Annotated in this window: 13 protein-coding genes; 6 read left to right on the top strand and 7 right to left on the bottom strand. The window is 40.9% G+C overall.

The annotated features are described in order from the left end of the window. Positions 1-372: 372 nt before the first annotated feature. Both AC5JMF_RS11470 and AC5JMF_RS11465 read right to left on the bottom strand, forming a co-directional pair. The gene (locus AC5JMF_RS11470) at positions 373-1,791 is read right to left on the bottom strand and encodes an O-antigen ligase family protein (RefSeq protein WP_495795838.1); all 1,419 of its coding nucleotides are present in this window, start codon (positions 1,789-1,791) and stop codon (positions 373-375) included. After that, the gene (locus AC5JMF_RS11465) at positions 1,773-2,615 is read right to left on the bottom strand and encodes a YaaW family protein (RefSeq protein ID WP_495795837.1); all 843 of its coding nucleotides are present in this window, start codon (positions 2,613-2,615) and stop codon (positions 1,773-1,775) included. The genes AC5JMF_RS11470 and AC5JMF_RS11465 overlap by 19 nt, the downstream gene beginning before the upstream one ends. Positions 2,616-2,815: 200 nt before the next feature. On the opposite strand from AC5JMF_RS11465, the gene AC5JMF_RS11460 reads away from it, so the two are divergent. Next, positions 2,816-3,877: an NAD(P)/FAD-dependent oxidoreductase gene (locus tag AC5JMF_RS11460; RefSeq protein ID WP_495795836.1), complete on the top strand. Its 1,062-nt coding sequence runs from the start codon at positions 2,816-2,818 to the stop codon at positions 3,875-3,877. A 458-nt stretch (positions 3,878-4,335) separates the two neighbouring features. Beyond that, positions 4,336-4,713: a hypothetical protein gene (locus AC5JMF_RS11455; RefSeq protein WP_495795835.1), complete on the top strand. Its 378-nt coding sequence runs from the start codon at positions 4,336-4,338 to the stop codon at positions 4,711-4,713. Between the two features lie 127 nt (positions 4,714-4,840). Here AC5JMF_RS11455 and AC5JMF_RS11450 read toward each other — a convergent pair whose 3' ends face one another. Together AC5JMF_RS11450 and AC5JMF_RS11445 are read right to left on the bottom strand one after the other, a co-directional pair. Continuing rightward, entirely contained in the window at positions 4,841-5,179 is a 339-nt protein-coding gene (locus tag AC5JMF_RS11450) for a DUF3140 domain-containing protein (protein ID WP_495795834.1), read from the bottom strand. A gap of 9 nt (positions 5,180-5,188) precedes the next feature. Next, the gene (locus AC5JMF_RS11445) at positions 5,189-5,404 is read right to left on the bottom strand and encodes a hypervirulence associated TUDOR domain-containing protein (RefSeq protein WP_495795833.1); all 216 of its coding nucleotides are present in this window, start codon (positions 5,402-5,404) and stop codon (positions 5,189-5,191) included. A gap of 688 nt (positions 5,405-6,092) precedes the next feature. Between AC5JMF_RS11445 and AC5JMF_RS11440 the strand changes: the two genes are divergently transcribed. Then, the gene (locus AC5JMF_RS11440; protein WP_495795832.1) at positions 6,093-7,016 is read left to right on the top strand and encodes a bestrophin family protein; all 924 of its coding nucleotides are present in this window, start codon (positions 6,093-6,095) and stop codon (positions 7,014-7,016) included. Positions 7,017-7,076: 60 nt separating this feature from the next. On the opposite strand, the gene AC5JMF_RS11435 is transcribed toward AC5JMF_RS11440, so the two are convergent. Continuing rightward, positions 7,077-7,925, bottom strand: a complete 849-nt coding sequence (locus tag AC5JMF_RS11435; protein WP_495795831.1) for a M28 family peptidase — start codon at positions 7,923-7,925, stop codon at positions 7,077-7,079. A gap of 308 nt (positions 7,926-8,233) precedes the next feature. On the opposite strand from AC5JMF_RS11435, the gene dnaK reads away from it, so the two are divergent. The 3 genes from dnaK (at position 8,234) to AC5JMF_RS11420 (ending at position 12,044) form a co-directional block, all read left to right on the top strand. Then, positions 8,234-10,324 (top strand): molecular chaperone DnaK, encoded by a 2,091-nt coding sequence (gene dnaK, locus AC5JMF_RS11430; RefSeq protein WP_495795830.1) that lies wholly within the window; start codon positions 8,234-8,236, stop codon positions 10,322-10,324. A gap of 338 nt (positions 10,325-10,662) precedes the next feature. After that, positions 10,663-11,658: a DnaJ C-terminal domain-containing protein gene (locus AC5JMF_RS11425; RefSeq protein WP_495795829.1), complete on the top strand. Its 996-nt coding sequence runs from the start codon at positions 10,663-10,665 to the stop codon at positions 11,656-11,658. A 92-nt stretch (positions 11,659-11,750) separates the two neighbouring features. Continuing rightward, on the top strand, positions 11,751-12,044 hold the full coding sequence (locus AC5JMF_RS11420) for a type II toxin-antitoxin system TacA family antitoxin (protein WP_495795828.1): 294 nt from the start codon (positions 11,751-11,753) through the stop codon (positions 12,042-12,044). A gap of 238 nt (positions 12,045-12,282) precedes the next feature. Here AC5JMF_RS11420 and AC5JMF_RS11415 read toward each other — a convergent pair whose 3' ends face one another. Both AC5JMF_RS11415 and AC5JMF_RS11410 read right to left on the bottom strand, forming a co-directional pair. Then, positions 12,283-12,591, bottom strand: a complete 309-nt coding sequence (locus AC5JMF_RS11415) for a type II toxin-antitoxin system RelE/ParE family toxin (protein WP_495795827.1) — start codon at positions 12,589-12,591, stop codon at positions 12,283-12,285. Beyond that, positions 12,588-12,947: a type II toxin-antitoxin system Phd/YefM family antitoxin gene (locus AC5JMF_RS11410; RefSeq protein WP_495795826.1), complete on the bottom strand. Its 360-nt coding sequence runs from the start codon at positions 12,945-12,947 to the stop codon at positions 12,588-12,590. Before AC5JMF_RS11410 ends, AC5JMF_RS11415 begins: the two co-directional genes overlap by 4 nt. Positions 12,948-13,407: the final 460 nt, after the last annotated feature.

The raw sequence follows: 13,407 nt of genomic DNA, 5'->3' as shown, positions 1-13,407 counted from the left end.
TGTCCGCCTTATACATGGCTACGTATCAAAAACTATGATCGCTGTATTGCATGCGGCGCAAAGATTTAGGGCAACTTTAGTACAAATGTATGGGGAAATTTCAGTTAGTTTAAACACCCAAGGCGATCGCCTTTCTTATTTTTTAGCTAAAAATACAAAAGGGCATCTCTTGTAGATGCCCGTCATGCAGGAAAACCCCAAAGGGTTGTCCCTACACCTTCCCAACAATCAGCAACAGTGACTAATTTAAGGTTAGTCACACTCACAGTCACAGACGTGAATATAGTAATATTATTAACTTAAAATAATAAACGTCTCCAGTACATACACTGATTGGTGACTAAAAAACGAAAGGATATGAGCCACAGAAATTTATTTATTTTGAATTTCCCGCAGGGGCTGACAGTGATATGTGACTCCACAGATGGCTGCTAAAAGCAACCAAAAGAGTGTATTCAAACGAAAATCGAATAGAGAGACATCTACTGTATTAAATAGTAACCACCCGACAAAAACCATCAGGTAACTAAAAAATATTAATTTATCTTGTGCATCTAGATATGTTGGCATTCGTAGTAGTTGCATACCTGCAAACAAGATCCAACCAAGCAAGGCGCAAAACAAAATAGTACTGGGAAAACCAGTTTCAGCAAATAGCATTAAAAACAAGTTGTGGGGATGCCCTAAAGGAGTCTGCATTTGTGCTTTATAGAGTTCGCTAAAACTGCGTAAGCCCCAACCCGTCCAAGGATGCTGCTGTGTTAAAGACCAGGCAAACTGCCACTGAGTTTTTCGCATCAAAGCAACTGGTCTATCTGGATACATTTCGTCATTTAAGCGTGCCCAAAAGAAAGCAGGAACAATTTGACGAAAAAATTGAGCAATTGGCACAGGAGCAAAAGCTGCCAACAGAACACTAGTAATAATTGCCCCAACACCACCCACAAGAATGCGCCAACCTTGATAGAGTGCATAAGCTAAACAAGCAAAAATTGCGATCGCCCATCCATTACGTGAGTTGGTAAAAATCAAGGCAGTGAAATCGGCAATCACGGCTATGGTGAGGAAGAGGAAGGGGATTGGGGATTGGGGACTAGGGAACTCGGGGCCCCTGCTCCCGGAGGGAGTGGGGATTAGGGGTAATGGGGACTGGGGAGAGATTAAAAACTCTTGACTTTTGACTTTTGACTTTTGACTCTTGAGTGCCAATCGCCATTGTTCTAACCACAATCCTAAACCCAGGATAAAAACTATTACCAAGTAGCCAGCAAAGGTATTAGCGTGCATGAAAATAGAGGCCATGCGGCCTGGTGGTTCTCCTCCAGGGGCGATCGCCCAATCAAAGACAATCCACAAAACTTGCAATTTGAAATTCCAGCCTAAAAATAACTGCCCCAAGCCCATCATCACCACTGGCAAGGAACCCATTACCAAAGTCCAAGCCATTTGTCGCAATTGAGTGGGTGTTTGAATGAGGTTGCTAAAGGTAGCAAAAACTAAAAAGAATGGTAAAAAATTGAACAAGCCAAGATAGGCTGCTGTTTTATCATAGGCAAACCCAGCAGTAATAATCAGCAACACACCCAAAAGAGCAAATCCCCAATTGAGGGGGCGGCGGATAATTGTCCGGTATTGTTGTAGCCAGGTTACTAATAATACCAAAACTATCGCCACAGCCCCTAAAAACGGACTCAACGGGAAGATTAATATTCCCAATAGAGAATATTTCCAAGAGGATTGCCAACGAGGATTGGAATAGTGAAAAGCTCTGCTCAAGCTAGCTCCCAACATTCAGTACGAGTGAGACGAATTTGAGCTAAAGCAAAGATGGTAGGGATGATTCGACCATAGTTAGTGGCGATCGCTCTCCATCCTAAATCGGCAAAAAACCAAGCCCACATTACTGGCCCAATCACAGCGAACATACTACGAACAGCCCCATAACGAGCTGCACTCATAGTCATACCCCGGCGAGCCATTTGCATAGCTACATAGTTTTGAAATTGTGCTGTAGCTACTTGTGAGCCTTGAACCGCTGTTTGTTTAGCTAGTTCATAGGTAGCAAAATGTATAGCAAATTGCTGAGCAATTTGTGTAAGTACAAATGGCTTAATCACAGAACTCACAGCTAGGGCACTACCTCCTTTGAAAAGTAAACCCAGAGGGTCACGTTGTAATAAAAGTGGTAGCGGTTCCTTGAGTTCTGATTTCACCAACTGATGCTGTATCCGCACAGTCAATTTTTGTTTTTCCTTTTCAGGCAACTTTTTCCACACCTGCCCTAACAGATGCAAAAATACCTCAGATTCCAAATCAACAGTTGCCAACTGATTAGAATAGGGAATTTTCAGATACTTACATACCTGAATTAGCGCTTGTCGGTAAGTTACTTGTTCTGTGCGTCCCCGTAGGACTGTCATGCCATCTGCCGCTAAAAAGCGAAAGCGAGCCTCTAGTGCATCTAACCAAGCTTTACGGTCTTGGCTTTGTATTTCGATGGGTTCAGGTGTGTGAACATAGTCTAGAGGATTGAACTTACGACTAAATAGAATTGCGGTTAAGTCTTGCAATTCTTCATCGGTTGCTAGCTCTAGAGCCGCCCTCATCTCATCCAATTTTCCCTTCCTCCCTTCCGTGCTGCTTTTCTGTACCTTATTCTACTATTAGCTTTTAGCAATCATTTGTTGTTTGTCATTTGTCAGTGATCAATTGTCAATTGTCCTTTGTCATTTGTCTGCTAGTCGCCAACCAAAAACCATTGACTCATAACCAAAAACCATTGACCATTGACTAATGACCAATTGACTAACGACTAATGACTGATATAGCGGTAATCGGTGCCGGAATGGCTGGTTTAGTTTGTGCCCAGCAGTTAAGTCAAGCTGGATATTCAGTGCTGGTTGTGGAAAAATCTAGGGGTTTGGGAGGAAGAGTTGCTACGCGCCGTTTGCAGGGAACTTGGGCCGATCATGGAGCTTGTGATCTCAAACCAAAGGGTGAATTGTTTAAACGTTTTGTAGATTTGTTATGCGATCGCCATATCCTTGAAGTCTGGACAGATACAGTTTATCAACTCCAGCCCAACTCAGAAATCAGCATTAGGGACTCAGCACCCCGTTATGTTGCTCCTATGGGCATGAATACGATCGCCAAATTTCTCGCCCCAGGGCTAGAAATATTACTGAATCAGCGTGTCATTGAAATTGCCCTGACTCCCGAAAACAATTGGCGTCTCACCCTCGAATCTAGTAATGAAGAATTAATTGCCAAGGCTTTAGTTATTGCTATTCCTGCACCGCAAGCTTTTACGCTGCTAGCACCTCTAGGCGAACATCTATTAGAGCAAGCGTTTTTGCATAACCTGCGCTCTGTAGAATTCTATCCTTGCATTAGTGCGATTGCAGGCTATCCTCCCACATCAAAGCCACTACCAAAATGGAAAGCTCTAAATTTTATAGATCATACTGATCTCGCATGGATTGGTTTAGATAGCAGTAAGCGTCCCAATCCTCAGCAGCCACATTTTGTAGTGCAAAGCAGCGCTGATTTTGCCCAAAATCACCTAGAATCTCCAGATTTACAACCAGTTGGACAGTATCTGTTGCAACGTGCAGCCGCATCTTTAAACCTTCCTTGGCTGAATACTCCCGATTGGATGCAAGTACATCGTTGGCGTTATGCCTTTCCTAGTCGTCCCTGGCACGCAAGTTTTTTGTCTGTCGAAACTTCCCCACCTTTAATTTGCTGTGGTGATTGGTGTGGTGGCAATCTTGTAGAAAGCGCAATACTTTCCGGATTAGCTACTGCTGAAAAAATTAACAATCAATTGTACCGTTTAACTCTCAATGATGCGAATGTTTTCAATGTTTTTGCTTAAGTATTTTATCTGTCATTCGACTGATTGATCAGTATAGAAAAGCCCTATTTAGGTTGTAAAACTTATCTTTAAAGTATCCCTTGTTATGGAAAAGATAAAAAAATTAATATACTTGTCTAAGGATTAATCTTGATCCCTATAAATTTATGCTGCGTTTTATGTAGTTTTTGCCCAAAAAATTGGAAATTTGAAATAATTGACATTATAAAGACAAATTAATGGTAGCTTACAAGTCTCTTGAGTACTGTTTTAAGAAATTACCTTGTTAAACAGTATAAAGTTTAACTAAAATCAGCCAAACCAAATGTCTGATATTTTACCAAGATAAAAAGTTAAGTTCAGGTCGGAGCATCTATCAGTTAAATCACTTCTAACTGATTGTCATGACGAAGTTGCCACCAAGAAAATTTGTTGACTTTTCCTAGTATGGACTGGATTAAAAAAGGAGTTTAAAAGTCATGAAGACCGTAGTAAATTTAACACAGCAATCAGTGATAGGAGAGATTGAAAGCGTTTTGGATACATATCCATACCATCCTTATCAGCAAGCCTTTGCAATCCCTGATTTACGTCAAGAGTTAGTTGCCTTTGTTCTCAACCGCATTCCTTGCTTTTATAGCGCCGTATCTGAAGGACAAATTTCATTGGCTGAAGCTGAAAAAGAAAATTTACCATACTACAAATTTCCCCGCCAACCTTTAGAACAGCAAATGCATTTACAAAACTTGATTCATCAAGGTATCTACGCAATTGTTAAACAAAAGTCAGATTGGATTAGTCATCATCTTTGTGAAACGTTTCAACCTGATTGTGAACCGTCTCATTGGTTTGGCTAAATTGCACATACTAATAGTGATTAGCGATGATCAGAACCCCGAATTTTTGAAAAATTCGGGGTTCTAGCAGCCTCTCAAAATTAATGATTTCAGCTAAGAGTTAGAATACTCAGCAATCCTGAGTATTCTAACTCTTAGCTTTGAGTGGGTCATATCCCCAATTCATTAACGAATAGCGCCAGCGTGTATGTTCAATCTCACCTTGAGGCTGCTGTGCCGAGTGACGATGAATATAGCTGACGACTTTTTTCATATGCGATAAATCATCATCTGTATAGTCATCTTTTTTCTTTTGCAACAAATCGATGATGCGCTTACCGGATTTATGACCTATTGATTCTTCGTCATTTTCTTTTTGTCCGACAGACTGAGATTCCTCAGTTTGCAACCAAGATTCTAAATCTTTGGGTGTCATGTTAATTGAGGAATTAAACTCATCGATTACTGATTTAACATTTTTACTCATAATCCTACATTACTCCTCAATCTTTTTCAGAGCATCAGGTTTATGAGCTGCTGTTTTGCCAGTTTTATCACTTTTAACTAAATACTGGGGATTATCTTTTGCAGCCGCAACATGATGTCCTTTAATCTCCGTTGGAGAAGTCAATTTTTTTTCTACTTCACCAGTAGTTTCACCTTGCGCCGTATTCCACTTTACCTTGTCACCCTTTTGGAATGCTTCAGTCACGGATTTTCCTCTCCAATATTCCATAAATACTAATTATGTTAATTCTGTAACAGAAATTAATCAGTCAAGGGAGAGAAAAAGCTTCATCACACAAGAGGATGACAATGCGATCGCACAGTGAACTCTGAACAATCAAAAAACTCCAGAACTAGTCTATGACAAGCCTGGAGTCAGGAAACATATGCATTTACCTAAATTAATTTTCCTTAGAAGATAATCTTACGTCATCAGGATATACACTCAATTACAAGAGCGATATTTTATGATTCGTTACAGGCTTGCCTAAGAATAACAATCTATCACTTAGAGACTTCCAAATAAATATCCCATCGCTTTTAAGGTAGGGGCAGGGGGAGAGAAAGTGGTTTTGATTCGGTAAAACTGGATAATTTATTTCAAAGTTGCCTTAGCACTGCTTGAGTGTTTTCCCAAAAAGAAACTCCAGAATGCCTAAAGGTATCTGGAGTAGTAACAGGTTTCTAACACCAATTAATTTTTACCTGTGCTTTTATTTAATGTCGTTAGGGAATATACTCAAATACTGTAGCGATGTTTTAAGATAGCGATCGCACATATACACTCAATTAAAAAACTCTATAAAACCTGTGTATTTTCTCTGGAGCGATAATTTTGAATTCTTATACATTTAACGTTTTTATTGACTAAATTACTCTTTTGAGGTAAACGCATGATGGTTGAAAAAAATCAATGGTTGCAAACAACTCTACAGCTTAAAGGTTCTGTGTTAGCATCGATTTATCAGCGTGTTTTATGGTGTGGTTTTTTTGGTTTTTTAATTTCTGGATTGTATTATTTAAAATTACCAGTATCTCAACCTATTTTAGGTAGTGTTATTCCTAGTATAGTTTTAGGTTTATTATTAGTATTTCGTACAAATACCGCTTACGAAAGATTTTGGGAAGGTCGAAAATGTTGGGGTTCTATTGTAAATAATGTCCGTAATCTAGCACGACAAATTTGGGTATCAATAGATGAAACCTCCTCCAGCGACAAAGAACATAAAATTAGAGCATTATATTTATTAGTAGCGTTTGCCGTAGCAACTAAATTACATTTGCGAGGAGAAGCTGTCAACCAAGAATTAGAAAACTTGATGCCATCTACTGAAGAATTTATCAAATTAAAAATCATGAATAATCCTCCTATCGAAGTAGCTTTTTGGATAGGAGATTACTTACAGCGAGAGTACAGTCGTAATCAGATCAATAGTTATCAATTGACAGCTATGCAAGAATTATTAAATAATCTCGTAGATAACTTAGGTGCTTGCGAGCGCATTTTAAAAACACCGATGCCTTTAGCATACGGCATTCATCTGAAACAACTACTATTACTATATTGTTTTTTATTACCATTTCAAATAGTCGAGAGTCTTGGTTGGTGGACAGGTTTAATTGCGGCTTTAGTTGGTTTTACCTTATTTGGAATTGAAGCAATTGGTCTAGAGATAGAAAATCCCTTTGGTTACGATGCCAATGACTTACCCCTAGATGCAATTTGCAACACAATGAAGCGTAATATTGATGATTTAATTAGCTTAACTCCAAGTATGCGATCGCGCCAAAATAAGGGAGTGGGGAGTTGGGAGTAGAGAGTGGGGAAAAGATAAGAGTCTCTTGTAACTCTCTGCGTCTGTGCGTGAAAAAAATTCTTATAATCCTCTAATCCCCAATTCCAAACCCTCACAAACACCTGTAAGAAAATCCAAATCCAAAGTTGCGATCGTATCGCTCGGTTTGTGATAATTAGGATTTCGTAAGAATGCTGTATCCGTCACCATAATAGCTGGATAACCTGCATCCCAAAAAGGCGCATGATCGCTTTGTCTAGTTTGGCGAATCATCAAACCTCGATTCGGCACTGGTAGCCATTGACTTGAAACACCAACCTTACGAATACTACGACTCATATTAATTAAGTCCCAAATCGTCCGCAAATTGCCAATCAAAGCAATAAAATCGCCACAATTGGGATAAAAACGTTCTAGAGGAGGTGGGTAAACTTGAGAACCAGGCAGAGAATTACAATAACCCAGCATTTCTAAAGACAGCATCAAGCGTAGCGGTTGTTGTTGTTGACGCAACAGACTTACATACTCAGCGCTACCCAATAAACCGTATTCTTCCATATCAAAAGCAATCAGTCGCAGGGGGTATCTTGGAGGTTGGGCAGCGAATTTTCTGGCTAATTCTAGTAATACTGCTACACCTGTGGCATTATCATCAGCCCCTAACGTTCCTGGTACAGCATCGTAATGGGCAGCAATTAAAACTAGCGGTAAATCCTTTTTTTGCCGTTTAGCTTGAGCAGGTAAATTTAAGATGAGATTCTGACAAACTTTCCCCCCCACCGAAAAGGTGTGGATTTCCACACTTCCCCATTGAGAGAACTCCTGGCGGATGTATTCTTGAACAAAAAAGTGTCCAGCTGTCGCCATGTAAGGATCGCGTTCTCGCGCGATCGCCTGAAGGTGAGTTTGTAATCGCTCTTTTAAATTCAAACTTTTAAAATGTCCCCGATATAGTCTTTATTTATGTATAGAGGAAAAGCCAAGCAAACATTCTTTAAAGCCTATGTTTAGATGAAGTGAAGTGACTAGAACACAAGAGCTAAGGCTGCCCAAGCATATCAAGCATCGTCAATGTTATCCTAGACTTGCAACTAACTCCTCAAACTTCAGCTACCTTATTTTTGGCCTTAATGATGATTACTATAACATTGAGGCGTTTTCATCCGATAGTACAAAGCTAGAGGTAGTCCCGCCCCATAATAATAAATGTATAAGACACACTAGGAGAAAAGTAACGCATGGGCAAGGTAGTCGGCATCGACTTGGGTACAACCAACTCAGTAGTCGCCGTGATGGAGGGTGGCAAGCCGGTGGTGATTGCCAATGCAGAAGGAGACCGAATAACCCCCTCTGTAGTTGGGTTCAGCAAAGAAGGCGAAAGAGTTGTTGGGAAAATGGCACAGCGGCAAACCGTTCTCAACCCCCAGAATACTTTTTTTGCTGTTAAACGCTTTATTGGACGGAGATATAGCGAACTGAATCCAGAATCCAAGCGTGTACCCTATACCATTCGCAAAGACGAAGTTGGCAACATTAAAACCGTCTGTCCCCGTCTCGATAAAGAATTCGCCCCAGAAGAAATTTCCGCGATGGTGTTGAAGAAATTGGCAGAAGATGCCAGTCGCTACTTGGGTGAACCAGTCACAGGGGCAGTGATTACAGTTCCTGCTTATTTTAACGATTCCCAGCGGCAAGCAACCCGTGATGCTGGCAGGATTGCCGGCTTAGAGGTGCTACGGATTCTTAATGAACCTACTGCTGCTTCTTTGGCTTATGGTTTAGACCGAGGTGAAACCGAAACCATTTTGGTATTTGACTTGGGTGGCGGCACTTTTGACGTATCGATTTTGGAAGTTGGTGACGGCATTTTTGAAGTGAAAGCCACCAGCGGTGATACTCAACTTGGCGGTAATGATTTCGACAAAAAAATTGTCGATTGGTTAGCAGAGCAATTTCTGGAAACCGAAGGAGTAGACTTAAGACGTAGCGATCGCCAAGCTTTACAACGCTTAATGGAAGCTGCGGAAAAAGCCAAAATAGACCTTTCTGCTGTTAGCGTCACCGATATTAACTTACCTTTCATCACCGCTACCGAGGACGGCCCCAAACACATCGAAACGCGTCTGACTCGTGCCCAATTTGAGGACATGTGCAGTGACTTGATGGGACGAGTGCGAACCCCAGTTAAACGGGCGCTAAAAGATGCAGGTCTCTCACCGCGAGATATTGAAGAAGTCGTTTTAGTGGGTGGTTGTACCCGCATCCCCATGGTCAAGCAGCTAGTGCGTGACTTAATTGGCATAGAACCCAACGAAAATGTCAACCCTGATGAAGTCGTAGCAGTTGGGGCAGCAATTCAAGCAGGCATTCTCGCAGGCGAACTTAAAGATGTACTGCTGTTAGATGTCACACCACTATCTTTGGGGTTAGAAACCATCGGGGGCGTGATGAAAAAACTGATTCCCCGCAATACAACTATCCCAGTACGCCGTTCTGACATTTTTTCTACGTCAGAAAATAACCAAAACACCGTAGAAATTCACGTAGTCCAGGGCGAACGGGAAATGGCCGCAAATAACAAGTCCTTGGGACGTTTTAAATTATACGGCATCCCGCCAGCCCCCAGGGGAATTCCACAAGTTCAAGTATCGTTTGATATCGATGCTAACGGGATTTTGCAAGTAACTGCCTTAGATAGAACCACTGGTAGAGAGCAGAGTATCACAGTACAAGGCGCTTCTACCTTGAGTGAATCAGAAGTGAACCGCATGATTCAAGATGCCCAAAAATACGCCGACATCGACCGAGAACGCAAAGAACGCATCGAAAAACGAACACGTGCAGAAGCGTTGATTTTACAAGCCGAACGACAACTGCGAGAAGTTGCACTGGAATTTGGAATGCAAGTCGCCCGTAACCGCCGCCAACGCATCGACAATATTTGTCGAGAATTGAAGGAAAGTTTACAAGAAAACGACGATCGCGGCATTGATCAAGCTTACGCCGACCTGCAAGATGCTTTATCTGAACTAAATCGGGAAATTCGCCAGTATTATACTGAAGACGAAGATGACGACTTGTTTGGTACTATCCGTGATATCTTTACAGGCGGCGATCGAGAACGGGAACGAGAACGCGATTCTTACAGAGATACGTATCGAGAACGCGATTCTTACAACAGAGATTCCTATGGTAGAGACTACAATCGCGACTCCTATGGTAGAGATTATAGTAAGGATCGTTCTTCTTCCTATGAAAACCGTCCTGCACGCAAACCACCTCGTCCTAGTTACCAAGATAACTGGGATGAAGAAGATGATTGGCTATAGGACTTGGCTAGGGGCGAGATTTCTCGCCCAAAACCTGAGTATGGAGGTAACACAGAACAGACAACAAGGGGATAGATGTGTATCTAGCTTCGCAGAAATCAAATAGGAATCCTATAGTTTTGAGTTAGTAATAGATGAAAACTTAGGGGTTAAGTAAAAATAAGTAGTGCGAGCATCTTGCTCGCGCGGGCAAGATGCCCGCACTACAAATATTAAATTGTTCAACTTATTTTTACACGAATCCTTAGGGGTTAAATCTGGCAATTGATAACTCACAATAATAACCAACCCATTAACAAAATCTAGAATCTAAAATTTAAAGTTAAATAACTTCAACTATGCAAAATTTGCAGAATTTTCGCGATTATTACGAAATTTTGGGAGTAGCTAAAGACGCCCCCAACGAAGAAATTAAGAAGGTTTATCGGCGCTTAGCAAGACAATATCACCCCGATCTGAATCCAGGCAATAAAGCAGCGGAGGAAAAGTTTAAAGATATTGGCGAAGCTTATGAAGTCCTTTCCGATCCAGCCAAGCGATCGCAATACGACCAGTTTAGCCGCTACTGGAATCAAAAAGGTTTTGCCAAGGGCAAACAAACACCAAAAACTAAACAATGGGATAGTCGCACCAACGGCCGTAACGGGAGTACGGATGTAGACCCCGGACAGTTTGCTGATTTTGAAAGTTTTATTAATCAAGTTATCGGTGTTAGCAGTCGTAAAGATAACAACAACGCCAGTAACACCACTAGCGATCCTTTCCGTTCTCCCACAAGTAGAGTTGAGTATACCGTTCCCAAAAGCCCACCACGTCCCACACGTCGCGATATAGAGGCTAGATTGACTCTACCATTAGAAAAAGCTTATCAAGGTGGTAACGAACGCATTCGTTTAGAAGATGGGCGATCGCTAGAAGTGACAATGCCACCAGCTATGGTTACAGGTCAAACTATCCGCTTACGCAACCAAGGGATTGGTGGTGGCGATTTATACTTGAAAATTACTGTTGAACCGCATCCTTTGTTTAAATTGGAAGGTACTAACATTCTTTGTCAAATACCAGTTACGCCCAGTGAAGCTGTTTTAGGCGGACAAGTAGAAGCCCCCACTCTCGACGGCCCAGTAAAAATGACAATCCCCCAAGGAGTGAGGTCTGGCCAAAGATTTCGTCTAGCGAATAAAGGCTATCCCAGTGAAAATAATAAACGTGGCGATCAATTAGTAGAGGTTCAGATAGTTACGCCTAAAAATATTACTAACGAAGAACGGGAACTTTACGAAAAATTACGACAAATTGAAACCTTTAAACCCCGTGCTGACTTACTAGGTTAGGCTATTATCCGAAATCTGCTCCTCTGTATTGATATTGTATGTACATGATTTATATACTTTATTCATGTGGATAATTAACAGTAAATAAATTAATGGAACCACAATCAGCAGAGTCTGCAAATCGTAACCGCGATATTACAATTAATATCCGGGCACACCAAGCCCAACGCGATTTAATTGATAGTGCAGCAGCAGTTCTCGGCAAGAGTCGTTCTGATTTTATGCTAGAGACAGCTTGCCGAGAAGCAGAAATAATTTTACTAGACCGCCGGCTATTCATCTTAGATGAAGAAAAATTTCAGCAGTTTGTGGAACTTCTTGATGCACCACCCTTAGATAATGAGAATCTGCGGAAATTACTGCTGACATCTTCACCGTGGGAGTAATATCAAGTTCGCGTAATTACTTATTATTAAAATTTCTCCGTGTCCCCGTGTCCCCGCGTCCCCGCGTCAGCCCTAACGATAAGTCTTCAGACGAACATGATATAAGGGCGGTAAACAAGCAAAATGAAATTTTGCAGCCACCTCAACCAGTAAAACCAGAACATCAATTATATGAATTGTTGAGTAATTTCTAATACCATGTTTATAGTAAATAATTATCAATTTTAACCAAAAAAGCTTAGTCTGTATTTTTTATATTTTGAAACATTTTTTCTATATCTTGTGATCCATGAAGGATACGCACAATTTCAATGCCCTCCTCAATGGGACGATAAAAAATTAAGTAGCTTTTCACCAGAAAACTCCGCAGAGAAGGAGCTAACTCAGAACGTTCTCTTCCCATTTGTGGAAATTTGGCAAGTTTAGGAAAACTGGCTCTGAGTGTGTCAAATAGCTTATCAGCAGCTTGTAAATTACTTTTCGCAACATAGTTCCAGATATCTTCAATATCTTGCCTTGCTTGAGTCGAAATCCGAAATCGGCTCATAGCGTATCTGGTTCAACTAACTTTTGCCGTCCTCTGGCTTTGATATCTTCAAATAAAGAGCCTAGTGATTCTTCGTCATATTCGGTATAGTCACCGCTATCAAGCTGTTTAATACCAATGCTGATTTCCTGTTTTAATGCTTGCAATTTGACTTTCTTTAACTCCTCCTCAAGATACTGAAGTCGATCTAACATCTGCTGAAACGCGTGCGCCTCATGTATCACAACCTCTGCTTTACCATTAACAGTTAGCACCAGTGGGGAATTTGTTAACTTGATCCGCTCTACATATTCTTTAGCATTACGCTTGAAGTCAGTAAGCGTTTGAATATTTTCGAGATTAATTCTGATATTCATCACATTTAATAAAATGCTTTAATAAACATTATATTAGATGCTAAAGCCATTGTGCTTAGCATAGGGTAGCCACCAGATACGTGCAAAATGGGACACGTTGTAAAGTTTTGTAAAGCTAAGTAGCAAAAACCTTGATTTACCGTTGTTTCAGACTCAACCTCAACTTGACTATTCAAATGAAGACATTCCCTAAAAGGGTCATTTTTGGGCAAGTTTCAGGGACAAAAAGAGGTGAAAGCTTGGTTTTACCGTGCAAAAATTTGATTCGCCTAGCATCATTTTTGGGCAAGTTAGTAAATCAACAAGGGATTTTTTGCAATATTTAAGCCTTGACACGCCACTACCTACTCCCTATTCCCTGCCTACGCAAATAATTTCATAAATCAAGTCAGATTCCTATATAGCCAGGACTTACGCAACTGGCACAGGCGAGCGCTAAATTTGAGTACAAATGTATTGA

It is taken from the genome of Desmonostoc vinosum, from assembly GCF_059505385.1.
This window is presented reverse-complemented; position numbering and strand designations above follow the sequence as displayed.